Annotated in this window: 14 protein-coding genes; 4 read left to right on the top strand and 10 right to left on the bottom strand. The window is 62.7% G+C overall.

The features are described from left to right. Positions 1-43: 43 nt before the first annotated feature. A complete protein-coding gene (locus AC5PZ0_RS15835; RefSeq protein WP_027592365.1) occupies positions 44-943 on the top strand; it encodes a LysR family transcriptional regulator in 900 nt (299 codons plus the stop codon). Between the two features lie 110 nt (positions 944-1,053). Next, a complete protein-coding gene (locus AC5PZ0_RS15830; protein ID WP_454242822.1) occupies positions 1,054-1,827 on the top strand; it encodes a ParA family protein in 774 nt (257 codons plus the stop codon). 110 nt (positions 1,828-1,937) lie between these two features. Here the strand turns inward: AC5PZ0_RS15830 and selO are convergent, their stop codons facing one another. From selO to betI, 6 genes are all read right to left on the bottom strand, one after another. Continuing rightward, a complete protein-coding gene (gene selO, locus AC5PZ0_RS15825; RefSeq protein WP_493855307.1) occupies positions 1,938-3,398 on the bottom strand; it encodes a protein adenylyltransferase SelO in 1,461 nt (486 codons plus the stop codon). Positions 3,399-3,578: 180 nt separating this feature from the next. Further along, positions 3,579-6,896 carry a mechanosensitive channel MscK gene (mscK, locus tag AC5PZ0_RS15820; RefSeq protein WP_186677130.1) on the bottom strand — a complete coding sequence of 1,106 codons (3,318 nt, stop codon included), beginning with the start codon at positions 6,894-6,896 and terminating at the stop codon, positions 3,579-3,581. A gap of 36 nt (positions 6,897-6,932) precedes the next feature. Next, the gene (locus tag AC5PZ0_RS15815) at positions 6,933-8,675 is read right to left on the bottom strand and encodes a potassium/proton antiporter (protein ID WP_027592369.1); all 1,743 of its coding nucleotides are present in this window, start codon (positions 8,673-8,675) and stop codon (positions 6,933-6,935) included. A 255-nt stretch (positions 8,676-8,930) separates the two neighbouring features. Then, positions 8,931-10,628: a choline dehydrogenase gene (betA, locus tag AC5PZ0_RS15810; RefSeq protein ID WP_027592370.1), complete on the bottom strand. Its 1,698-nt coding sequence runs from the start codon at positions 10,626-10,628 to the stop codon at positions 8,931-8,933. A 76-nt stretch (positions 10,629-10,704) separates the two neighbouring features. Beyond that, on the bottom strand, positions 10,705-12,177 hold the full coding sequence (gene betB / locus AC5PZ0_RS15805; RefSeq protein ID WP_027592371.1) for a betaine-aldehyde dehydrogenase: 1,473 nt from the start codon (positions 12,175-12,177) through the stop codon (positions 10,705-10,707). 38 nt (positions 12,178-12,215) lie between these two features. Beyond that, positions 12,216-12,872 carry a transcriptional regulator BetI gene (betI, locus tag AC5PZ0_RS15800; RefSeq protein WP_027592372.1) on the bottom strand — a complete coding sequence of 219 codons (657 nt, stop codon included), beginning with the start codon at positions 12,870-12,872 and terminating at the stop codon, positions 12,216-12,218. 478 nt (positions 12,873-13,350) lie between these two features. On the opposite strand from betI, the gene AC5PZ0_RS15795 reads away from it, so the two are divergent. Next, complete coding sequence (locus tag AC5PZ0_RS15795) at positions 13,351-15,354, top strand: BCCT family transporter (protein ID WP_374707412.1); 2,004 nt, start codon at positions 13,351-13,353, stop codon at positions 15,352-15,354. Between the two features lie 258 nt (positions 15,355-15,612). Then, complete coding sequence (locus AC5PZ0_RS15790) at positions 15,613-20,286, top strand: dermonecrotic toxin domain-containing protein (RefSeq protein ID WP_493855306.1); 4,674 nt, start codon at positions 15,613-15,615, stop codon at positions 20,284-20,286. Positions 20,287-20,291: 5 nt separating this feature from the next. Here the strand turns inward: AC5PZ0_RS15790 and AC5PZ0_RS15785 are convergent, their stop codons facing one another. The 4 genes from AC5PZ0_RS15785 to gpmI form a co-directional block, all read right to left on the bottom strand. Continuing rightward, positions 20,292-21,059 (bottom strand): divergent polysaccharide deacetylase family protein, encoded by a 768-nt coding sequence (locus AC5PZ0_RS15785; protein ID WP_493855305.1) that lies wholly within the window; start codon positions 21,057-21,059, stop codon positions 20,292-20,294. A gap of 8 nt (positions 21,060-21,067) precedes the next feature. Continuing rightward, positions 21,068-22,384, bottom strand: a complete 1,317-nt coding sequence (locus AC5PZ0_RS15780; RefSeq protein ID WP_027592376.1) for a S41 family peptidase — start codon at positions 22,382-22,384, stop codon at positions 21,068-21,070. 102 nt (positions 22,385-22,486) lie between these two features. After that, a complete protein-coding gene (locus AC5PZ0_RS15775; RefSeq protein WP_493855304.1) occupies positions 22,487-23,791 on the bottom strand; it encodes a murein hydrolase activator EnvC family protein in 1,305 nt (434 codons plus the stop codon). A 206-nt stretch (positions 23,792-23,997) separates the two neighbouring features. After that, positions 23,998-25,533: a 2,3-bisphosphoglycerate-independent phosphoglycerate mutase gene (gene gpmI / locus AC5PZ0_RS15770; RefSeq protein WP_493855303.1), complete on the bottom strand. Its 1,536-nt coding sequence runs from the start codon at positions 25,531-25,533 to the stop codon at positions 23,998-24,000. Positions 25,534-25,608: the final 75 nt, after the last annotated feature.

Here is a 25,608-nt window from a genome sequence, read left to right as displayed (position 1 = left end):
TTCGACCTATTTAAGACGTTTAGCGACTTGTTTGGAGCCGATCATGGAACTGCGCCATCTGCGTTACTTCATTGCTGTGGCAGAAGAGCTGCACTTTGGCCGCGCGGCCCAGCAGCTGGGTATTTCGCAGCCCCCGTTGAGCCAACAAATCCAGGCGCTGGAGCAGGAGCTGGGTGCCCGTTTGTTCGACCGTACCAATCGTCGGGTCGAATTGAGCGAGGCGGGGCGGTTGTTCTTGGAAGAAGCACGCCAGGTGTTGGCACAGGTGGAGAAGGCAGCCGATGTGGCGCGCAGGGCGCAACTTGGCGAGCTTGGCGAAATGAAGATCGGCTTTACCTCGTCGGCGCCGTTCACCTCGAAAATCCCCAAGGCAATCCATGCCTTTCGTCAGCGCTTCCCGGCCGTGCACCTGAACCTCAAGGAGTTGAGTAGCCGTGATGTGGCTGAAGCGGTGTTTGACGAGTCCATCGAGGTGGGGCTGATGCGGCCCATGCCGTTGCCGGAGGGCCTGGTGGCGACTGAGCTGTTTCGCGAGCCGCTGGTGGCCGTGATCAATGCTTCGCACCCCTTGGCCGTGGGCACCGAGCAGGGGGTGCACATGGCCTCCCTGGCGCATGAGCCGTTCGTGTTCTTTCCGCGCAGCTATGGCAGTGGGCTGCATGCGCAATTGCTCAGCCTGGCGCGGCACGCCGGGTTCAGCCCGCATTTTGCCCAGGAGGCGGGGGAGGCGATGACCATCATCGGCCTGGTGTCTGCGGGGCTAGGGGTTTCGGTATTGCCGGCCTCGTTCCAGCGCATGCGCATCGAGGGCGTGGTGTACCGCACCTTGCTGGATGAAGGCGCGATGACCGCAGTATGGCTGGTGCAGCGCGAACACGGCAGCTCAGCGATGGCCAAGGCGTTTGCCGAGCTGTTGACCGGGCAGGTCACGAAGCCTTCGTAGGCACGCTCGGGCATCGCGATCAGTTCGCCATCATCACCCGACAATTGCCGCTGGCCTTAGCTGGCGAGCCACCACATACTCGGGCATTCGTTGATACACGGAGTTCTCTCATGCGGCGCGTGGTGTTCAATCAGAAAGGTGGCGTGGGCAAGTCGAGCATCGCTTGTAACCTGGCGGCGGTCAGTGCCAGCGAAGGTTATCGGACCTTGTTGATCGACCTGGATGCCCAGGCAAACTCGACTCAGTACCTCACCGGCCTGACGGGTGAAGATATCCCCATGGGGATCGCCGACTTCTTCAAGCAAAGCCTGTCCAGCGGGCCCTTCAGCAAGAAGAACAAGGTCGATATCTACGAAACGCCGTTCGACAACCTGCATGTGGTGACGGCCACCGCCGAGCTGGCTGACCTGCAGCCCAAGCTTGAGGCCAAGCACAAGATCAACAAGCTGCGTAAGTTGCTCGACGAGTTGGACGAGGATTACGAGCGGATCTACATCGACACGCCGCCGGCGCTGAATTTTTATGCGGTTTCTGCGCTTATCGCAGCCGATCGCGTGCTCATCCCCTTCGATTGCGACAGCTTCTCGCGCCAGGCCCTGTACGGCCTGCTGGCGGAAATCGAAGAGCTCAAAGATGACCACAATGAGGACCTGCTGGTCGAGGGCATCGTGGTCAACCAGTTCCAGTCCCGCGCGAGCCTGCCCCAGCAGATGCTCGACGAACTGCTGGCCGAAGGCCTGCCGGTGCTACCGGTTTACCTGGGCAGTTCGGTGAAGATGCGCGAGTCGCACCACGCCAGCTTGCCGCTGATTCACCTGGAACCACGGCACAAGCTGACCCAGCAGTTTGTGGAGTTGCATTCGTTGTTGGAAGAAAACGCTTAGGGGTTCAAGGGTAGGGCGTGAGCGTTGTGGTGGGGCAGAGACCGAGCGCCGCCCGCGCGGCGCTCGGTCTTACAGGCACAGAAAATCTCAAGGCAAACACCTTCCAGGCATCACGATGAACAGCTGATTTCCAGGTGCTTGCCCCACTCCGGCGGCCGCTGGGCGTATGCCTGCATCCCGGCCTGCTCCTCGAACGGCCGGCTCAGCACCTGGTGCAGCCGGCGCACTTCACTGTAATCCCCGGCCTCGGCCGCTTCGATGGCCTTCTGCGCCAGGTAGTTGCGCAGCACGTACAGCGGGTTCACCGCATGCATGCGCTCACGCCGCCCTTCGCCGTTGCCGGCCTCACGCGCGCAGCGGGCAAGGTAGTCTGTGCCCCAGGCATCGAAGGCCAGCAGGTCGATGAAGTCGTCGCGGACGACATTCAGCGCTTCGGCGACCGGCTGTTCACCCAGCTTGCGGAAGAACAGGGTGTAGTCCACGCCGCCCTTTTGCATGCATTGCAGCAGGCGCTCGACCAGGGCGAGGTCTTCATCCTCGGCGGTCGTTAGGCCCAGGCGCCGGCGCATGAGGTCCAGGTAATGCGCCTGGTACAACGGCAAGAACAGCCCCAGCGCCTCTTTGAGCGGTTCCACTTCGATCACCGTGGTCAGTGCCTGGGCCAGCGCACTGAGGTTCCAGTGGGCGATAGGCACCTGGTTGCTGTAGCTGTAGCGGCCACGGTCGTCGGAGTGGTTGCAGATGAAGTTGGCGTCGAAGTCGTCGAGGAAGGCAAAAGGGCCGAAATCGAAGGTGATGCCGAGGATTGACATGTTGTCGGTGTTCATCACCCCGTGGCAGAAACCATAGGCTTGCCAACGGGCAATCAGCTCGGCGTTGCGCTCGACGATCGTGCGGAACATGGCCAGGTAGGGCTGTTCGGCCTCGCGGCATTCGGGGTAGTGCTGTTCCAGCACATGGTCGATCAGCACGCGCTGTTGCTCGGGCTGGCGGGTGTAGTAGAAGTACTCGAAATGGCCGAAGCGCACATGGCTCTGTGCCAGGCGCGTGAGCATGGCCGCGCTTTCGCGGCTTTCGCGCCAAACCGCGGTGCTCGAACCGATCACGCACAACGCCCGGCTGGTCGGGATGCCCAGGGCGTGCAGGGCTTCGGAGGCGAGAAACTCGCGGATCGACGAGCGCAGCACGGCTCGGCCGTCGCCCATGCGCGAATACGGGGTCTGGCCAGCGCCTTTGAGGTGCAGGTCCCAATGTTCGCCTGCGTCGTTCAGCACTTCGGCCAGCAACAGGCCACGGCCGTCGCCCAGGCGCGGGTTGTACGAGCCGAACTGGTGGCCGGAGTAGACCATCGCGCGCGGGTCGGCCTCTTCCCAGAGCTTGTGGCCGCTGAACAACTCGGCGAACACCGGCAAGTCGGCTTGCGTGGGGTCAAGGTCGAGCAGGGCCATGGCCGACTCGCTTGCCACCACCAGGCGCGGGTCTGCGATGGGTTCGGGCAGGACCTGGGTGGAGAACGCATCGCCCAGGCGGGCGAAGCGGTTGTCGAAGCTGAGTTGGTCGAGGGCTTTCACGGGTTGCTCCTGGAAATCGGTGCCAAGGGGGCCGCTTCGCGGCCCATCGCAGGCAAGCCAGCTCCTACCGGATCAGCGCTGAGCTTTGGGCTAGCGCAGCCCCTGTAGGAGCTGGCTTGCCTGCGATCGAGGGCGCAGCCCTCGCAAGGATTCAGAACAGAATACGGTATTCGAGCCCCTTTATACCGCTTCAGTGCCATCCGATTTCGGCTGCTCCAGCGGAATCAACTGCTGCTTGCCACCCTTCTGATCCATCAGGAACACCTCGACCTGGCGTACCGAGATCTTGATGTTATGCGCCTTGAACTCGCGATTGATGTACCGGTTGATCTCGTCCAGCGTCGGGTTACGGTCGCCCAGGTCACGCACGTGCATGCGCAGTTCGTGGTCCAGCGAGCTTTCGCCGAAGTTGAGGAAGTACACGATCGGCTCCGGGTCCTTGAGCACCCGCGGGTTCTCATGGGCACCCTTGAGCAGCAGGTCGCGCACCAGGTCGAGGTCGGAGCCGTAGTCGATGCCCAGCTTCAAGGTCACCCGGGTGACCGTGTCGGTCAGCGACCAGTTGATCAACTGGCCGGTGATGAAGGTCTTGTTGGGGACGATGATGTCCTTGCGGTCGAAGTCGGTGATGGTGGTGGCGCGGATGCGGATCTTGCTCACCGTGCCGGACAGGTTGCCGATGGTGATGGTGTCGCCGATGCGCACCGGGCGCTCGAACAGGATCATGATGCCGGAGATGAAGTTGGCGAAAATCTCCTGCATACCGAAGCCCAGGCCAACCGACAAGGCCGCCACCAGCCACTGCAGCTTGTCCCAGCTCACGCCGAGGGTCGACAGGGTACTGACGATGCCGATACCGACGATGGTGTACGAGAGCAGCGTGGTGGTGGCGTAGGCGCTGCCCTGGGCCAGGTTCAGGCGTGACAGCACCAGCACCTCGAGCAAGCCCGGCAAGTTGCCGGCCAGGGCGAAGGTGATGCCGACGATCACCAGCGCGCCGAGCAGGTCGCCCAGGCTGATGGGCACCATGCTGGCGGCAGTGCCGGTGCCACTGGTGTATTCGTACAGGGTGAAGTTGTTGAGGTAGGCGAACACCGAGATCAGGTCCGACCACACCCAGTACAGGCCGGCAATGAAACCACCCAGCAAGGCCAGGCGGATCAGGCGCAGCGACTGTTGGTTGACTTGCTCGATGTCCAGCGTCGGCTCTTCGGTGATGACTTCGCCATCCAGCCCTTCTTTGGCCGCTGCACGTTTGCTCAGGGCGCGCTGATAGGCCAAGCGCCGTGCTGCCACCGACAGGCCCCGCACGAATGCCGCTTCGATCACCAGCCAGAACAGCAGCAAGTACAGGGTGTAGATCAGCCGGTCGGTCAGCTTCAGCGCGGTGTAGTAGTAACCGAAGCACACCGCCACGAACAAGGCGATCGGCAGGGCGGTGAACGCCACGCCGACGGCCTTGCGGAACAGCGACGTGTCGCGGTGCGCCGGGCTGCTCAGCAGCAGGCGGCTGAGCAGCCAGGCCATCAGCGCGTAGCAGGTCAGCACCACGCCGATGCCGAGTACATCATCGGCCAGTGCCGAAGGCTGGTGCTCGGCAACCGCCACCACGCCGACCAGTGCCAGCACCACGGTACCCAGCCTGCGCACCCAGCCCCGGAGGAATTCGACCTGCGGCTTGTGCCAACGGAAGTGCACTTCTGCCACGCCGCCAGGGGCGAGGATGCGGTAGGCGGTGTAGAACACCAGCCAGGCCTGGGCCAACTGCCACAGCGCCGCGCCGAGGTTGGCGTTTTGCCCGCGGGCGTCGATCTGCAGGGCATAGCTGCACAGGGCCAGGCCCAGGCTTACCGGCATCGCCAACAGAATGTTGATCAGGATGGCCTGGGGCGTGTGCCACTGGCTGTCACGGCGGAAGTGGCCGATGTCCTGGTGGACCTTGCTCAAGCGCAGGTAGAGGTATTTGCGCCGCCACAACAGGGCGCCAATCACCAGTAGCAGCGGCAGGAACAGCAGCGGGCGCTGGCTCAAACCATCGGCCAGCTCCTTGAGGCCGGAACCCCAGGGCAGGTCGGCGACCTGGCTGGCAAAGCGCTCAGGCACATAGCGCAGCCAGTCCCAGTCCAGCGGCTTGTTGCTGGGGATCCAGAACATCTGCTCGTCGAGGGTGGTGCGCAGGCCTTGGGCCGTGCCCAGCAGCTGCTTCTGGTTGAGCTGCAAGGTGATCGATTCGTTGAGCAGCGCCGACAGTTCGCGGTTCAGGCGCTCCAGCAGGTCGGTGCGGGTGATCGCCACTTCCAGCAGGGCCTTGCGCAGTTGCGGCGTGACGTCTTCCGGCGGCTGGTTGGCCAGCAGCTTGTCGACATAGGTGACCGGGCTGCTCATCTGCTCGCGCTGCTGGTTGATTTCAAACTGGTAAAGGCGGGTGTCGGCGATCTGGTCGGCGAGGTCGCGGTCGACCTTCAGGTGCGGCAGGGTCTGCTTCTGCTTGTAGAGGATCTTGGACAGCAACAGGCTGCCCTTGAGCACGTTGATCTGCTCGTCCAGGGCCTGGTCGGCCTGGGTCAGGCTGTCGAGCTGCTGTTTGGTGCGCAGGTTCTGCTGGGTCAGCTCGTTGAGCCGGTCGGTGCTTTTCAGCAGGTAGTCGGACAGCTTGAGGTTGATCGTGCTTTCGGTGGCCAACAGGCTGCTGCCGCCGGCCTTCTGGGCTTCGATCGACTGCTGGGTGACTGCTTCCTGGGATTGGGCCAGGCGCTTGTCGTTGATCAGCGTCTGCAGGTCCTGGATCTCCTGCTCCAGGCGTGCGGCGCGCTCGATCAGCAAGTCGTGGCGGGCATTGCCAAGGTCTTGCAGCAGGCTGTTGCCGGCCAGCTCCTGGCGGCGCAGCAGGGTCAGCGCGTTGAGCGAAGCGAGCTCGGCACTGAGCTGGTTGCGCTGGTCGGCGTTGAGCGCCTTGCCGTTGTCCTTGCCAGATTTGAGGGCGTTGTTGATTTGCTGGGAGCGGGCCTGGCTGTTGCTGATCTCGGCCTGGGCGCGCTCTGGGCGGGTCTGGGAATTGATGATCAGGCTGTTGGCTTCGGACAGCGCCTTTTGCAGCTCGCCTTGCAGGGTGCTGCGCTCGCTGAGCAGTTGCTCCAGCTGGGGCACCGAGAGGGTGGCATAGCGCTGGGCGACAGGCTGCGGCTTGCTTTCCTTGAGCCGGGCCAATTCTTTTTGGCTGTCGCTGGTTTCTTTCGGTGCGCCGGCCAGCTGTTGCTTCAGCGCGGCGAGCTTGCGCTCGTTGTCTTCCTTGGTGGCCAGCAGGCTCAGGGTTTGTTCGAGCACCTGCTGCAGGGCCTTCTGATCGGCCTCGGGCAGCTTGCGCTCGGCGATCTTGTCGAGGCTGTGCTGGATGCTGGCGGTGGTCGGCGCTTCGGCCGCGGCGTTCGCGGTGGCCGCGAACGAGAGGGACAAGCACAGCCCGAACAGGGCTGTGCGAAGGTACACGCGCAGGGACATAGGCAGACTACATTGTGGATCAGGCAGAAACGGAGTTTAGAGGAACAATCCTGGTCCGGGTCGCGTTCCTTCGGGGAATCTGACGCCCACTTTCTGGACATTGTTCCCGTCCATGGTCGCCACGGTCCAGATCGTGCCATGCCATTCGACCTGGTCGCCTACTACTGGAGCGCCTCCGACCTTTTGTCGGATGAACTGCGCCAGCGGCATTTTCGCGTCCAGGCCGTCGAGTTTCAGGCCATAAAGCGCGGCCACAGCGCCCAATTCTGCATCGCCTTCGAGCACGAAGTCGCCGAAGAAGCGCAGGTCCAGGCCGCGTTGCGGCGCCTGGCTGAACAGCTTGCCCAGCGCGGGCAGGTTATGTTCGTGGCCGATCACGCAGAGCATGTCGCCCACCTCAAGCACCGTACTGCCCGACGGGTGCAGCAATTGTTCGCCACGGAACAGTGCGGCAATCCGCGTGCCTTCGGGCATCTTCAGCTCGCGCAGTGCCGCGCCGATGCACCATTTTTCGGCGCCCAGGCGGTAGACGAACAGCTCCCACTCGCTGGTGATGTGCACTTCCAGCGCCGAGCGGGAGATCGGCGCTGGGTCTGGCGGTACCGTGACCTTCAGCAGCTTGGCCATCCACGGCAGGCTGGTGCCCTGCACCAGCAGCGACACCAGCACGATGAAGAACGCCAGGTTGAAGAACAGCTGCGCATCCGGCAGCCCGGCCATCAGCGGGAACACCGCCAGAATGATCGGTACCGCCCCGCGCAGGCCGACCCAGGAAATAAAGCCCTTCTCGCGGCCATGGAAGGCCTTGAACGGCAGCAGCGCGGCGACCACCGACAGCGGCCGTGCAATGAGGATCATCCACAGTGCCAGGCCCAGGGCCGGCAGGGCGATCGGCAGCAGGTCATGCGGCGTGACCAACAGGCCCAGCACCAGGAACATGCCGATCTGCGCCAGCCAGGCCATGCCGTCGAGCATGTGCAGGATGCCGTGGCGGCTGCGGATCGGCTTGTTGCCCAATACCAGGCCGCACAGGTACACGGCGAGGAAGCCGCTGCCATGCAGTGCGTTGGTCAGCGAAAACACCACCAGGCCGCCCGCCACCACCAGGATCGGGTACAGGCCACCGGCCAGGTTGATGCGGTTGACCAGTTGCAGCATCAGCCAGCCGCCGCCCAGGCCCAGCAGGCCACCGATGCCGAACTCGCGCAGCAGGTGGGTCAGCAGGCTCCAGTGCAGGCCGGTCTGGCCGCTGGCGATCATGTCGATCAGGGTGACGGTGAGGAACACTGCCATCGGGTCGTTGCTGCCCGACTCGATCTCCAGCGTAGCGGTGACCCGCTCGTTCAGGCCTTTGCCGCCCAGCAGCGAGAACACCGCCGCGGCGTCGGTGGAGCCGACGATGGCGCCGATCAGCAGGCCCTGGATCAGGCTCAAGTTGAACAGCCACGCCGCTACCAGGCCGGTGAGGGCGGTGGTGATCATCACCCCGACCGTGGCCAGCGACAACGCCGGCCACAACGCCACGCGGAAGCTGGCCACGCGGGTGCGCAGGCCGCCGTCGAGGAGAATCACCGCCAGTGCCAGGTTGCCCACCAGGTAGGCGGTCGGGTAGTTGTTGAAGATGATGCCGCCACCGTCCACGCCGGCGACCATGCCGACGGCGAGAATGATGACCAGAATAGGGATGCCCAGGCGAGAGGACAGCGAACTGACCAGGATACTTGCACCCACCAGCAATGCGCCGATCAGAAACAGGCTGTTGATGGTGCTGGCATCCAAAGGCAGGTACTCCGGGATATCGCGGGAAGGGGGCTTGACTGGCAAGTCGCGTGCCAACTGATTCTAACCTGATGAATTGGCAGCATGTAAAGCGTTTCTGCAGATGAAAAAAAGGCACCGCGAGGGGTGCCTTCTTTTGTGTTGCCTGGGCGGGCCCTTTCGCGGGTAAACCCGCTCCCACAGGTACTGCACAGTTTTCAAGAACTGCGCGAACCCTGTGGGAGCGGCTTCAGCCGCGAAGAGGCCAGGGCTGGCTTACGCTTGCTTCACTTCACGCATCGGCTTGCCTTTGACCGGCGCACCGTTGGCCACGTAGTACTTGGCCGTGCTGCGCGGCAGTGGCTTGCGGTTGCGGATCTTGTCCGAGATTTTCTCGGCGATCATGATCGTGGTGGCGTTGAGGTTGCCCGTGATGATGATCGGCATGATCGACGCATCGACCACACGCAGGCCCTGCATGCCATGCACGCGGCCTTCACCATCGACCACCGCCATATCGTCGGTGCCCATCTTGCACGAGCAGGACGGGTGGAAGGCGGTTTCGGCGTGCTCGCGGATGAACTTGTCCAGTTGCTCGTCGGTTTGTACGTCGGCGCCCGGGCTGATCTCGCGACCACGGTACGGGTCCAGCGCCGGCTGGGCCATGATTTCGCGGGTCAGGCGGATGCCGTCGCGGAATTCCTGCCAGTCCTGCTCGGTGGCCATGTAGTTGAACAGGATGCTCGGGTGCTGGCGTGGGTCTTTCGACTTGGCCTGGATGCGCCCACGGCTTGGCGAACGCATCGAACCCATGTGCGCCTGGAAGCCATGTTCCTTCACGCCATTGGAGCCGTTGTAGTTAATCGCGACCGGCAGGAAGTGGTACTGGATGTTCGGCCACTCGAATTCAGGGCGGGTGCGGATGAAACCACCGGCCTCGAACTGGTTGCTGGCGCCGATGCCGGTGCCATTGAACAGCCACTCGGCGCCGATGGCCGGTTGGTTCCACCACAGCAGCGACGGGTACAGCGACACCGGCTGGGTGCACGCGTACTGCAGGTACAGCTCGAGGTGGTCCTGCAGGTTTTCGCCAACGCCCGGCAGGTCATGCACGACCGGGATGTCGAGGCTTTCCAGCAGGGCGCGTGGGCCGACGCCGGAGCGCTGCAGCAGTTGCGGCGAAGCGATGGCGCCGGAGCTGACGATGACTTCCTTGCGGGCACGGGCTTCGACGCGCTCTTCGCTGTCGCCGACCAGGTAGGTCACGCCCACGGCACGCTTGCCGTCGAACAGCACGCGGTCGCTCAGGGCATGGGTGACGATGGTCAGGTTCGGGCGCTTCTTGGCCTGGTCCAGGTAGCCGCGCGCGGTGCTGGAACGGCGGCCGTTCTTGGTCACCGAACGGTCCATCGGGCCGAAGCCTTCCTGCTGGTAGCCGTTGAGGTCTTCGGTGCGCGGGTAACCGGCTTGCACGCCGGCCTCGACCATGGCGTGGAACAGCGGGTTGTTGCCAGCCTTGGGCGTGGCGACGCTGACCGGGCCTTCGCCACCGTGGTAGTCGTTAGGGCCGATGTCGCGGGTTTCCGCTTTGCGGAAGTACGGCAGGCAGTCCAGGTAGGTCCAGTCTTCCAGGCCTGGCAGTTCTGCCCAGCCGTCGAAGTCCATGGCGTTACCGCGGATGTAGCACATGCCGTTGATCAGCGAAGAGCCACCCAGGCCCTTGCCGCGGCCACATTCCATGCGGCGGCCGTCCATGTGCGGCTCTGGGTCGGTCTCGTAGGCCCAGTTGTAGCGGCGGCCCTGCAGCGGGAAGGCCAGGGCGGCTGGCATCTGGGTGCGGAAGTCGAAGCGGTAGTCGGGGCCGCCGGCTTCCAGCAGCAGCACGGTGACGCTGGCGTCTTCGGTCAGGCGAGTGGCCAGGGTGTTACCGGCGGAACCTGCGCCGACGATGATGTAATCGAATTCTTGGGACATTTAAGTACCCTCGTTTGGCGGTGATCAGGGAGCGGGAACGCCCGTGCGTGTTGGCACGGGCGTGACTACACGCGGTTTAGAAAACCGAGGAGTAGCCGCCCAGCTCGACCTGGACCGACTTGATGCGCGTGTATTGAGCCAGCGAGCTGATACCGTTTTCACGGCCAACGCCCGACTGCTTGTAGCCACCGACCGGCATTTCGGCCGGCGATTCACCCCAGGCGTTGATCCAGCAGATGCCGGCTTCGAGCTTGTGGATGATGCGGTGGGCACGGGTGATGTCGTTGGTGCACACGCCCGCGGCCAGGCCGTATTCGGTGTCGTTGGCGCGGCGGATGACTTCTTCTTCGGTCTCGTAGCTGAGGATGCTCATCACCGGGCCGAAGATTTCTTCCTTGACGATGGTCATGTCGTCGGTGCAGTCGGTGAACACGGTCGGGGCCACGAAGGCACCCTTGGCGAAGTCACCTTCGGTCAGACGCTCGCCACCGCACAGTACGCGGGCACCTTCTTCTTTACCCTTGGCGATGTAACCCAGCACGCTTTCCATGTGCTGGAAGCTGACCAATGGGCCGAAGTTGGTGTTTTCGTCTTCCGGGTTGCCAGCACGGATGCGGGCAACGCGCTCGGCGATCTTGGCTTCGAAGGCGGCTTTCAGCTCGGCAGGGATGAACACGCGGGTGCCGTTGGTGCACACCTGGCCGGAGCTGTAGAAGTTGGCCATCATCGCGATGTCGGCGGCCTTGTCCAGGTCGGCGTCGGCGCAGATGATCAGTGGCGACTTGCCGCCCAGTTCCATGGTCACTTCCTTGAGCGAGGAGCTCGAGGCGCTGGCCATGACTTTCTTGCCGGTGGTGGTACCGCCGGTGAAGGAGACTTTTTCGATGCGCGGGTGCTCGGTCAGCCAGGTGCCGACTTCGCGGCCGCTGCCGGTCAGCACGTTGAACACGCCATCAGGCAGGCCGGCTTCGGTGTAGATCTCGGCCAGTTTCAGGGTGGTCAGCGAGGTGACTTCCGACGGTTTGAAGATCATCGCGTTGCCAGCGGCCAGGGCTGGGGCGGATTTCCACAGGGCAATCTGGATCGGGTAGTTCCACGCGCCGATACCGACGGTGACGCCCAGCGGCTCGCGGCGGGTGTAGACGAAGGAGCTTTCACGCAGCGGGATCTGCTCGCCTTCGATGGCCGGCACCAGGCCTGCGTAGTACTCCAGCACGTCGGCGCCGGTGACGATGTCGACGTAGCGGGTTTCGGAGTACGACTTGCCGGTGTCCAGGGTTTCCAGCTGAGCCAGCTCATCGTTGCGCTCGCGCAGGATGTCGACGGCGCGGCGCAGGATGCGCGAACGCTGCATGGCGGTCATCGCAGCCCAGACTTTCTGGCCACGCTCGGCGCTTTCGACGGCTTTTTCGACGTCGGCCTGAGTGGCACGTTGCACGTGCGCGAGGACTTCGCCGTTGGCCGGGTTGATGGCCTCGAAGGTGGCATCGCTGCCAGCGTCGACATAACCACCATCAATGTAGAGTTTTTGCGTTCCGAAACGGGCCATAGTGTCCTCGCAAGTGCAGTGTGTGGTTGGCTAGCGCGTCACGCTCCTGCCGGGTTGGCAACGGCCGTGCGCGGTGGTTCAGAAGCCTGGTCGGTTGTGCCCAGGGACTGCTGTTTAGCCAGTTGTAGATCCATGTATTCGTAAGCGATTCGTATCGCCTGGTCGGTGTCGAAAGCATCTCCCGACAACGCGCCACGCAGCCATAGGCCGTCGATCAGGGCCGCCAGCCCGCGGGCTGCCTTGCGCGCATGGTAAAGCGGCAGGACGCGGCGGAACTGACAGCATAGGTTGGAGTACAAGCGGTGATCGTTGATCCGCTGCAACCTGTGCAAATCGGGCTGGTGCATGCTGGACGCCCAGAAGGCCAACCAGGTTTTCATTGCCGGGCCGTTCACCTGGCTGGCATCGAAGTTGCCCTCGATGATCACTTTCAGGTGGGCACGCGGGCTGTCGTCCGTCAGTGCCTGGCGCCGTGCTGCAACGCCTTCGTTGAGCATGTTCATGATGTAACCCATCGTCGCTGCAATCAGGCCATTCTTGTCCCGAAAGTAGTGACTGATGATGCCGTTCGACACGCCGGCCAAACGGGCAATGAGCGCAATGCTGGCATCTCCCAGCCCCACCTGATCGACCGCTAGCAGGGTGGCTTCGATCAATTGTTGGCGGCGGATGGGTTGCATACCGACCTTGGGCATCTTGCATTCTCCTCAGGCCTGACAAGCAGACGACAAGCGGCTGACTCGGCGAAGGCCAGTCTATTTTGTTTTGATTGAACGTTCAATCAATAAAGAATAAGCTCTGCGACAATTTGTGCCATTGACAGTTTTTCAGGCTGTTTCGAGCGCACGGATTGACACCCCAGGAAATCGCGTAACCCCCGGAATACAAGGCGTTGACGGGCATGTGCGATGCGAAATGCAGATTCTGCCGAACGGTCATCGACCTGCGGCAGGCCCTTGGAGCGGGCGGGGTGCTCTGTGACCAATGCGCGCACCACGGTGTTGGATGCGGCGTTTTTTGCAGACCACCTGTCTGTTTTTTTGCAACGTATCGATTCGGGATCACGGTTTCCAGGGTGCTTTTATAACACCTGACGCAGTGGGGGTATTCCACCAATTGCTCGGGAAAAGACTGATTAGCCTCCACAGCCGTACTGCCCGGAGCATTCGTGCAATGAGTTCTGCCTCCCTTACCAAACCCCCCGCCGAGAGGGTCCGGGTCAACAGCGTCGTGTTCTACACCTCGGCGTTGCTGATCCTTGCGTTGACTGCCTTGCTTATCGCTGTACCCGAAACCGCAGGCCAAGTGCTGGGCGTGGCCCAGAAGTGGCTGACGCGCACTTTCGGCTGGTACTACATGCTGGTGATCTGCGGATACCTGGTGTTCGTCGTTTACCTGGCCTTCTCTGACTACGGCAAGCTCAAGCTGGGTGGCAAGGATGACCAGCCCGACTTCAGCTACGGCGCCTGGGCCGGCATGCTGTTCTCGTCCGGTATCGGTATTTCGCTGCTGTACTTCGGCGCTTCCGAGCCGCTGGACCACTATTTCAACCCACCGGAAGGCACGCCCGCCAGCCTCGAAGCCGCGCGCCAGGGCCTGCAGCTGACCTTCCTGCACTGGGGCCTGCACGGCTGGGCGATCTACGCCCTGGTCGGCCTGGCCGTGGGTTACTTCGCCTACCGCCACAACCAGCCGCTGGCACTGCGCTCGGCGCTGTATCCGCTGGTGGGTGAGCGTTGGGTCAAGGGCGCTGCCGGCAATGCCGTGGACATATTCGGCATGTTCGTCACCCTGCTGGGCTTGGTCACCAACCTGGGGATCGGCTCGATGCAGGTGTCTTCGGGCCTTGAGTACCTGTTCGGCATGGACCACAGCAAGACCAACTTGCTGGTGGTCATCCTGGTCATGGCCGGCGTTGCTACCGTGGCCGCAGTGTCGGGCGTGGAAAACGGCATCCGCCGTCTGTCCAACCTGAACATCATCCTGTTCAGCGGCCTGCTGATTTTCGTGCTGCTGGGCGGCGAGACCCTGCACCTGCTCAATGGCTTCGTGCAGAACGTTGGCGACTACCTCAATGGCATCGTGCTGAAGACCTTCGACCTGTACGTCTACGAAGGCGAGGCGGGCAAGTCCGAGCGCTGGTTGGGCCTGTGGACCGTGTTCTATTGGGCCTGGTGGATTTCCTGGGGCCCGTTCGTCGGCATGTTCATTGCCCGTATCTCCAAGGGCCGTACCGTGCGCCAGCTGGTCATGGGCGTGCTGCTGATCCCGCTGGGCTTCACCCTGGCCTGGCTGTCGATCTTCGGCAACACCGCGCTGGACCTGGTGATCAACCAGGGTGCCGTGGAGCTGGGCAAGACGGCCCTTGAGCAGCCGTCGATGTCGATCTACCAGCTGCTGGAATACTTCCCGGCCGCCAAGATCGTGATCGGTGTGGCGGTGTTCGTCGGCTTCGTGCTGTTCCTCACCCCGGCTGACTCCGGCGCGGTGATGATGGCCAACCTGTCGTGCAAAGGCGGCAAGGTTGATGAAGATGCCCCGCACTGGATGGTGGTGTTCTGGTCGGTGATCATCACCCTGGTCACCATCGGCCTGCTGTTCGCCGGCAACTTCGAAGCCATGCAGACCATGGTGGTGCTGGCGGGCCTGCCGTTCTCGGTGGTGCTGGTGCTGTTCATGTTCGGCTTGTACAAGGCCATGAAGCAGGACGTTGCGGTCGAGCAGGAGCGCTCCGAACTGGCCGCCCGTGGCCGCCGCGGCTTCAGCGAGCGCCTGACCCAGCTGGAACTGCAGCCGACCCAGGCTGTGGTGCAGCGCTTCATGGACAAGCAGGTCAGCCCGGCCCTGAAAGAAGCGGCCGAGCAACTGCGCACCCTGGGCTTCGAGGTTGAAACCCGTGTGGGCCAGTCGCGCAACATGATGGGCCTGCGGGTGATGATGGAAGAGGGCAACCCCTTCGTCTATGAAGTGAGCCTGGACGGCTACCTGGCCGCGCCGAGCGAGGCGCCGGTCGAGGGCGAGCCGCAAGTGCAACAGCGCTTCTACCGCGCCGAGGTGTACCTGCACGATGGCAGCCAGGAATACGACCTGATGGGCTTCGCGCCGGAGCAGATCGTGCGTGATGTGCTCGACCAGTTCGAGAGCCATCGCCAGCTGCTGGGGCGTGTGTACAGCTGATCGTTGTGAAAAAGGGCCCTGCTGAACAGCAGGGCTTTTTTTTGGGGGGGGCTTGTCGCTGGATTTTATGCGCCTTTGAGATCGAGCGCCGCCCGCGCGGCGCTCGATTTGCGCACCATCACAAAACCCAAGACAAGCACTTGGCAGCCACACTTCCCCAACATCACGTGAAGAACCTTTTTTGCCCTGCAATAAGTAGCACCAGGTGGCAGAGCTTGCGCGACAGGCTTCCAGCTCATTTACCTGGAGTGCCTTCGTATGACCCCCTCGGACGCATCGACATTCGATTTCAAGCGAGCCGCTGCCCGGCAGTTCGCCGCCCGTCCCACGCTACGCCAGGTCGTCAGCGACCAACTGCTCACGTTATTGCGGACAGAGCTGCCATGGCTGGCCTATGTGCAGCCTGCATTGCCGTCAGCCGATGCGCTCATGCTGGACAGTCCCGACCCTTCCACGCCCTACTGGTCCACTCAGCCACTGGTGGACTGTGTACTGCAGGCCATGCTCGAGTCGCGGTTTCTCGACCTAGAGCCTGTCGAGGGCCGCCATTACAATCTAGGTGTGCTCGAACCCTACCGGTTCGCCGGCTCCCACAGCGCCTTCGACACCCGCCAGCTCAGCGGCCTGAGCGAACCGCTCAATGACCTGATCGAGCAACTGCCGCAGCTTTTTTGCGAGGCGCAGCTCGGCTTTTGGGCGAGTGCCGGGAGTACCGGTGCAAGCCGTGATCATTGGCTGCAGTTGCTGTTGAGCACGGCCCTGTTGCGCGGTCTACCCTTGCAAGGCCTGGATGCCCAGGAGCAGGCCTGCATTCGCGGCCTGATCCGCGGCGGTGCCGACCAGCCCACGGCGAGCTTCGTGCAGGTTCAACTAACCCAGGGTTTGCGTGAATCGGAACAATTGCTTAGCCATTTGCTGGTGACAGGTGAGTGGGATGAGCGGCAGGTGGTGCTCTGGTGTGCGCCGTCTGGCGAGGTGCGCGGCTTTGCCTCGCTGGCCGCTTTCGCCTTGGCCCTGCGTGATGATCTGGCGCAGCGCTACAGCTTCGATGCCATGTCCTGGCAGCTTTATCCGGTTGAGGGCAATGTATTCGCACAGCAGGTGTCGGCGTTGCTGGAAACGCTGTTCACTCAGATGGACAGGGTGAGCTACCGCCGCCTGAAAGATGTCGCCGCGCTGGAGCAACTGTTCGCCCAGATCAGTGACCCCGCGCAGTGGTTCGACAGCTACCCGGACGATACCCCCGCGGTCAAGACCCCGCCGGCGTTGTGGACCAGCTCTGGCAGCGATAGCGTGGCCTTCCGTGCGGGTCTGTTGCAGCTGGCGGTCGATCAGCTCGACGCGGAAGGGGTTGGCGCCATGGACGGCATCCTGAGCCTCAATGATTACACCCGCCAGCGGTTGACTGAACAGATGCAAACCGCTCACGCGCAGGCTATCTCCCCGGATGACCTGCTGATCGAGTTCTTCGTCGCGCTGGGTATTCCGGGAGGTGCAGGCACGGGCGCAGGCGGTGGCGAGCCGGTTGCGTTCGAAGGCAGCAAGACCCTGACCGAGTTCGCCATTGGCAACCTCGGAACGCTCAGTGGCGCCTCTATCCGTCGCATACGGCGCGCTGATGGTACCGCTGCACCGGCATGGCTGGATGCCAATGCCGCTAATCGCTTGGTGAGCCAGATCGATGTGGGTGGAAACTATCCCGCCTACGTCGCACGTCTGCTTGATGACCCGTTGCAACGTGCGCAGCGCATCAAGCGGTTCTGCCGAGAGTGGCGCGATGCCCTGCGCTTCAGCGCATTGGGCGCCAAGCTCGATGGCAAGATCACGGAAGCTGGGCTGCAATGCGTCATTGATTTTTGTGCAGGCCATTTCGACCCGCAAACACCCCGCATGACGCTGATGCCGCTGACCTTGCGACGCCAGCCGCATTCCCGCCAACAGGACCTCGTTCGCGGCATGTATGTGCTGTTCTGTGCCAAGCCTGAGCGGGTGTTGCTGTACCGGCCTTTATACCTGCAGGACACCCTTCGTGAATATTCAACCCTGGCGGCATTGCTCGCTCACATCCAAGAGTCCACGCTACTGCAAGCGAGCATTTTGGACTGGCTGAACCCGCAGGTCCGCCATATTTACGACCATGGCGGGTTCCTTGAGCCGCACATCACCAGCATTGGCATTGACCCGTCCAGTCTACCCGAGCGCCCTGAGCCGCCCGTCATTGAGCCGGTGTTCTGGGCCACCGCTATCGATGAAAAGTTGTACAACGCCAACCGTGATCTACTTATCGAACTAGCGGACCTGCAATCCACCTCGAATGCCGAGCGGCGGTGGGCAACCCTGTCCCAAGGCGCCTGGCTGCTGTTCGATGTGGTGTCGTTGGCGCTGCGTGGCCCGGTGGCCAGCGTGGCGTGGCTGGTGCAACTGATCAGCTCTTTGGAGAATGACCTGCTGGCGCTTGAGCAGGGCGGCGAGTTCGACCGGCCCGCCGCCGTTGCAGATCTGTTGCTGAACTTGAGCATGGTATTGCTGCATGCGCGGCAACCGGCTTCGCACCCTGGAACGGCCGGTACAGCACCCGACGTTTCAGCGTTCGATGGGCCCGCCCCACAGCGAGGGGCTTTTACCGAGGTCTCGGTGGCCCCCTTTGGCGGAAGGGCAGCGGCAATCGGTGAGTTGGCAGCGCTGCCGCAACGCCAATTGGATTTCTCGTGGCGCGGCAATCAAGGATTCAACTGGCTTGCGCCTGAGCAGCGGCAGGCGCTTCGCACCCTGCGTACGGGGGTATTGCTACCCGGCTCGGCATTGCAGGTCACGGGCGAGACAGCAGGGCTGTATCAGGTCGACGGGCGCCTGTACGCGGCCATGGACGCCGATGCTTATCGGGTGGAACTGATCGACGGCAGTGTGCGGGTGGTCGATGGCAAGGGTGGCTACGGCCCATGGTTGAGCCATGCACAAGGCGTTTGGCGTGTCGACGGTTCGCTTCGTCTTTTAGGTGGGATGAAGCGGAGTACACGCAAGAACCTCGCCGATAGCTTCCGCAAGTACCACACTACTGTTGTGAAACTTAATGAACAGGTCACAGCTGCGTCGCAGCGCTTTACCCAGGTCGGCGCCAGCATCACGGATTTGGGAGAAAAAGTCACAAGGCTGGAGGCGCTACTGGAAAGGGAGCGAGGCAGGCTGACGGTGGCCGTCACAGACAGCGAGCAGGCCGCGTCTAGGGCAATAATTACCACGTACGAAACGCGTCAAGCCGAATGGGAAGCGCAAAGCCGTAGCAAGCGCAATGAAGCGGTTGAGCTGGTTGAAGGGATCGTTCGGGACTGCCAGGAGATTCTTCGCACGATCAATACCATGTTTGAACCCAAATATGCCCGCGAACGGCTACCGGGGGTGGAGGCAGGTCTGACAGAGCAGCGGCGTGAGGTTCAGCTCAGCCTGATCCGCAACAGCGATTTCATCTTCAATGAGCTCTGGGAATTGGCGGAATACCAGGAGCTGACCACTATGCAACAGCGCCTTCATGGGCGGCCTGTGCAACAGGTGCTTGAGGCGTATCAGGCTTATCGCCGCCAGCTCGAAGGCGTCGTGGCGTTTCAGGATCGCATGCTGGCTGCATTCGAACATCTCGATGAGCTATTGGTCGATGTGCCAGGCGAGGTGATCATCAGCAATGCCCCCGAACCGCAAAGCCTCACCGTTGATGCATTTATTGCCAAGCGTACGTTCAGCACGGTTCAGTTCCGTTTCCATCAGGTGTTGAACCTTGCCGATTTGGCTTTACACCTGGATAGCATCGATGGTCAGCGCACAATCAATGTATTCCGGGAGGAGCTGTCGGGGCTGTCATTGCGTAACGCGGGGGGTGCCCATGGTGAGCTCGACTTCGCCAACCTGCCGCTCGAGGACCGTATCACCATCTTGCAGGAGGCATGGGACGAATACGCAGCTGCGCTGGTCAACAGCTTGCGAATTCGCGAAACGGGTGGGGCGTTGATCGACGTTTCGATGCTGGACCGCTACCGGACGGAGTTGGAGAAGCTCAAGCGTGATGCAGGGCGTCGGTTGGTCGCGTTGATCAAGGAGCAGGAGGGTGCCCGTGCGCCTGACGCGCGCTTGCCTTACATCATCTCCAGCGAGCCGCAGCGGGCGATGCGTAACGCGGAAGGGCAGATTCTGATCGGCAAAAAAGAACTCGATGCCGAGGGTCAGGAGGTGTACCAGGTACGTGATCCGTTCAATAACTCGGTGTTGGTCACCTTTGACTGGAGGGACGGCCAATGGCATGAGCGAGGCCGTGAGCCAGCACCGGCCGAACCCGAGATTGCCGCAACTGATACGGCGTTTCGGGTGCAGGCGCTGCTGGACGAGAACGATCAGCTTCTGTTGAAGGCCGACGAATACGTGGTGAATGACCTTAAAGGCACGTTGCTTGCGCGCCTGTTTGATCTTCAAATAGACAAGCTGGGGCAGGCGGCAACGATATTGGGCGAGGAAGGCGCCAACGCCACCCTTATAAGACGCCTGGAGGTTGCCTCGGACCAGATGCGGTCGCAAAAAAACCTCAAGCTGACCATGCTGTACACCGACACGCGCTACCCCAGCGCCGATGCGTTACGTTTTCTGCATGAACAGAACCTGATCAAGGTGGAGTACGTCGCCCCGCGTCAGGTCATGGCCAATGGCAGCACCTTCGACGAGTACAAGATCATGCGTCTGGCGCAACCAGGCGCCGCATCAGGCCGGCCGTTGTGGGCAGCACACTTCCACATGCCTGCCGCCGATGCGCTGGCGCGTGACTTTACCTTGGGCCATTTGAAAACCTGGAGTCAGCGTCGCTTGAGTGGGCGTGAGGAAGGCTCAACCCAGCGGGTGCACAGAGGTAAACTCACCCTGGAACAGGCGCGCGGCATCATACCGTTCGATTGAGGCGTTCAGCGGTTGCTGTACCGGCCATGTTTGCCGTGGGCAGGCATGGCCTGGTTGCCGCGCTCGGCAATCATCTGCTTGAGCCCGATCAGCTCAACGCCCTGGCTTCTCAGGCGCGGGATTTCCCGTGCCAGCACTTCGAGGGTCTGCGGGTAGGGGTGGCCGATCAACACGGCCGAGCCTTGCTTGCGGGCCATCGCGATACCCAGTTGCAGTTGCCTGGCAATGGCTTCGGGGGTGCGCACGTCATCCAGGAACACATCCCGCGACACGTGTGCCACATCCTGCGCCTGAGCTTCGGCGGCGGCCACCGTGGCGGCACTGGTGCGGCTGTCGACGAAGAACAGGTGGCGGCGCTGCAGTTCGCCCATCAGCCAGGTCATGGCTTCGCGTTGGGCGGTCATGCGGCTGCCCATGTGGTTGTTGATGCCGGCCGCGTACGGCACCCTGGCCAAGGCCGCGTCGAGCCGGCTGGCCAGTTCGGGCAGCGGTAGCCCTGGGTGCCAGGCATAGGGGCCGGTAGCCGGGTCCATGGGCATGTGCAGGATCACGGTCTTGTGGGCTTTGTGTGCCTGGCGGGCGAAATCGCTGGCGTGCGGGGTGTCGGGCATGATTGCCATGGTGACCGGGCCGGGCAGGGCGAGCGTGCGGCTGTCACGCTCGGTGCTCTGGCCCAGGTCGTCGATGATGATGCTCATGTAGGCCTTGCTGGCCGGCGCCGCTTGGGCGACGCCGACTAACAGGCAGCACAGCAGACACAGCAGATACCGCATGGGCGCGATCACTTACCCGAGGTGATGTTCAAGCCCTTGAGCAGGCTCAGGGCCTGGCTCAGCTGGAAGTCATCGTCCTGCGGCCGTTCCTTGCGCTTGCTGCTGCCGGTCGGGCGCTCGGCGCCGCCGTTGCCGTTGCCCAAGTGGCCCTGCAGGTCGGCTTCCTTGAAGTTGTCGGTATCGATTTCGGCAGTGAGTTTGGCCGGGCGCACTTCGATGTCCGGCACAATGCCCTGGGCTTGGATCGAGCGGCCGTTGGGGGTGTAGTACAGCGCAGTGGTGAGCTTCAGGGCGCGGTCGTTGGCCAGCGGCAGCACGGTTTGCACCGAGCCTTTGCCGAAGCTGTCGGTGCCCATCAGCACGGCGCGCTTCTGGTCCTGCAGGGCGCCAGCGACGATTTCAGACGCCGAGGCGCTGCCGCCGTTGATCAGCACCACCAATGGCACGCCTTCGCTGGCGTCGGCCGGGTCGGCAGAGAAGCGCAGCTCGGAGTTGGCGATACGGCCCTTGGTGTAGACGATCAGGCCCTTGGTCAGGAAGTGGTCGGCCACTTCGACCGCCGACTGCAGCACGCCGCCGGGGTTGTTGCGCAGGTCGAGCACCACCCCGCGCAGCTTCTTGCCATTGTCCTTGCGCAGCTTGGCCAGCGCCTTGCCCACCTCGTCGCCGGTCTTGACCTGGAACTGGGTGATGCGGATGTAGCCGTAGTCGTTTTCCAGCAGCTGGCTTTTCACGCTCTTGACCTGGATCACCGCGCGGGCGAGGGTCACGTCGAACGGGTTGCCGCCATCGCGGACCAGGGTCAGGGTGATTTTTTCGCCGACCTTGCCGCGCATCTTGTCCACGGCTTCGGTCATGGTCTGGCCACGGGTCGGGGCGCCGTTGATCTTGACGATCAGGTCACCGGCCTGCACGCCAGCCCGGGAGGCGGGGGTGTCATCGATGGGCGAGACCACCTTGATGAAGCCGTCTTCCTGGCCCACTTCAATACCCAGGCCACCAAATTCGCCGCTGGTGCTCTCTTGCAGCTCCTGGAAGTCCTCGGGGCCGAGGTAGGCCGAGTGCGGGTCAAGGTTGCTGAGCATGCCCTTGATGGCGTTTTCCAGCAGGGTCTTGTCGTCCACCGGCTCAACGTAAGCGGCCTTGATGCGGTCCATGACCTCGGCGAAGGTGCGCAACTCCTCCAGCGGCAGCGGCGCCTTGGCCGTCACCTCGGTAGCTGGCACCGCTGCTGGCTTGGCCGGCTCTGCGGCAATGGCCAGGGGCGCGCCGACCGCCAGGGCGATGGACAGGGCCAGCTGGGTGAGACGAGGCGAGTGCAGCATGTCGAACGAACTCCTGATCCTGAAGGCGCTCCGTGAGGAGCATCGGCGCAGCATTCAGGCTACGCCGTAAAAAGGTGAACTGGGTTGTTTTTCGGACAAACCCTAGCCTCTGCACCACTGCGACGGGTCGGTAGGCCGGCCCTGCTGGCGGATGGCGAAGTACAAGCCTGCGCTGTCCTGGCCACCGCTGTCACCCACGGTGGAGATGGCTTCGCCGGCTTTGACGATGTCACCGGCGCTCTTGAGCAGGCTCTGGTTGTGGCCGTACAGGCTCAGGTAACCATTACCATGGTCGAGAATGACCAGAAGTCCAGCACCGCGCAACCAGTCGGCAAACACCACACGGCCGCCGTGTACGGCGCGTACTTGCGTGCCTGGGTTGGCGCTGATCATCACCCCGTCCCATTTGGCCCGGGCGTCACTGCCGCGTGCATCGCCGAAGCGTGCCAGCAATCGACCATTGACGGGCCACGGAAGTTTGCCCCGTGCAGCAGAAAAAGCGCCGCCGTAGTTGGCACTATCGCTGGAAACCATCGGGCCCAGGGTGGTGCGGGCCTTTTTCGGCGGCTCGACCGGCTCGCGGGCTTCTTCGCGCGCAGCGGCGGCGGCCAGGGCTTCCTGCTGGCGGCGTTTTTCCGCCTCTTGCTGGGCCAACAGGGCTTTCTTGCGCGCTTCCTCTGCCTCGCGGGCCTGGCGTGCCAGGGTTTCCTCGATGGTCTTGAGTACTTTGCCAAGGTCCGCCTGGTCCTGCTCGCGGGCCTGCAGCTTCTGGTCGCGGTCTTTCATGTCGTTGTTGAGCTTGGCCAGTACTTGCTGGCGCTTGCTGCGCTCGGTCTCGAGGGCCTGGCGGCGGCTGTCGAGGTCGGCGCGCTGGGCCAGCAGTTGCTCCTGCTGGCGGGCGATGTCCTGCTCGACGTTGGCCAACTGGCGCAGGGTCTCGTTGAAGGTGCGCAGTTGCTCCAGGCGCGCCTTGCTCAGGTAATCGTAATAGGTGAGGGTGCGGGCGAATTTCTCGGGGTTCTGCTGGTTGAGCAGCAGCTTGAGGTATTCCTCGCGGCCGTTCTGGTAGGCGGAACGGGCCTGGATGGCAATCAGCCGTTGTTGTTCAACGCGGGCGCTCTGGAGTTTTTTTTTCTCGGTATCAAGGCGCTCCAGCTCGCCCTCGGTCTTTTTTAGTTCTTGTTGCAGAGCCTCCACCTGTTTCTCGAGGTTGCCGATGTCGGTCTCGGTGGACTTGAGGTCTTTCTGCACGCCGGATTTCTCTTCCTGGAGCTTGCCCAGCATCTTCTTGAGCTCGGCGATGTCCTGGCGGGTGGCGTCCAGTTGTTGCTGGGTCTGTGCGCGCTCATCGGCAAATGCCGGGCTGAGCAGGCAAGACAGGGCGAGTAGGATCAGGGCGCGGAGCATGGGGTTGGGCGTACCAGGGATGGAGACTGGCCTAGTATGCCCGCGCGAGCCTGCAAAAAAAACGCCTCGCGGCAGATGCGGCGAGGCGTTTGTCTGGAAACCTTGAATCTGGGGCCGCTTTGCGGCCCATTCGCAGCGCAAGGCTGCTCCTACAGGCGGTGCGCAGGCCATTGTAGGAGCAGCCTTGTGCTGCGAATGAAGGCAACTCAGGCGTCGATCAGGATCGACGTCCCGGTCATTTCCACAGGCTTTTCCAGCCCCAGCAGTTTCAGCATGGTCGGCGCCACGTCGGCCAGCACGCCGCCTTCGCGGACGTTGACCTTGCGCTTGCCCACATAGATGAACGGCACTGGCTCGGTGGTGTGCGCGGTGTGCGCTTGGCCGGTGCAGGCGTCTTCCATTTGCTCGACGTTGCCGTGGTCGGCGGTGATCAGCGCTTCACCGTCGACTTTATCCAGCGCCTCGACGATACGCCCAACACAGGTATCCAGCGCTTCGACGGCCTTGACCGCGGCCTCGAACACGCCCGTGTGGCCGACCATGTCGCCGTTGGCGTAGTTGACGATGATCACGTCGAAACGCTGTTGCTCGATGGCTTCGACGATGCGGTCGGTGACTTCCGGCGCGTTCATTTCCGGTTGCAGGTCGTAGGTGGCGACCTTCGGCGATGGGATCAGGATGCGCTCTTCGCCTTCGAACGGCTCTTCACGGCCGCCCGAGAAGAAGAACGTGACGTGCGCGTACTTTTCGGTCTCGGCGATGCGCAGCTGGGTCTTGCCATTCTTGGCCAGGTATTCGCCCAGCACGTTGTCCAGGCTGGACGGTGCAAAGGCTGCTGGCGCCGGGATTTTTGCCGAATACTGGGTCAGGCCGATGTAGGCCGCCATCTTCGGCAGGCGCGCACGCGGGAATTCGTTGAAGTCCGGCTCGACGAAGGCACGCGACAGTTCGCGGGCGCGGTCGGCGCGGAAGTTCATGAAGATCACCGCGTCGCCGTCTTCGACCTTGACCGCCTCGCCAATGCGCGTGGCTTTGACGAACTCGTCGTTTTCTTCACGGGCGTAGGCGGCTTCAAGGCCGGCCAGGGCGGTGTCTGCGGTGTAGTCGGCAACGCTGTCGACGATCAGGTTGTAGGCCGCGGCAACGCGGTCCCAACGGTTGTCGCGGTCCATGGCGAAGTAGCGGCCGATGAGGCTGGCGATGCGGCCCTTGCCCAGCTTGGCGAAGGTCTTGTCGAGCAGCTCGATGGACGACTCGGCGCTGCGCGGCGGCGTGTCGCGGCCGTCGAGGAAGGCGTGCAGGTAGATTTTTTCAGCGCCACGCTGTGCGGCCAGTTCGGCCATCGCGATCAGGTGGTCCTGGTGGCTGTGCACGCCGCCGTCGGACAGCAAACCGAGGATGTGCACGGCCTTGCCGGCACCGACAGCCTTGTCTACCGCGCCGGTGAGCACCGGGTTGCTGAAGAACTCGCCATCACGAATAGCCTTGGTGACCCGGGTGAAGTCCTGGTAGACGACGCGGCCGGCACCGAGGTTCATGTGGCCGACTTCGGAGTTGCCCATCTGCCCGTCTGGCAGGCCGACATCCATGCCTGAACCGGAGATCAAGCCGTGCGGCTGACTGGCGCGCAGGCGGTCATAGACCGGTGTGTTGGCGGCATAGATGGCGTTGTATTCGGGGCTTTCGCTGTGGCCGAAGCCATCCAGGATGATCAGGACCAGGGGTTTGGGCGTACTCGTCATCAATCAAACTCACGGTTGTTCAAAGATGATAAAGACACGCATTTTAGGGCAAATGCGCCATCAACGGCGAATATT

The sequence above is a fragment of the Pseudomonas sp. 5.2 genome (assembly GCF_059025405.1).
This window is presented reverse-complemented; position numbering and strand designations above follow the sequence as displayed.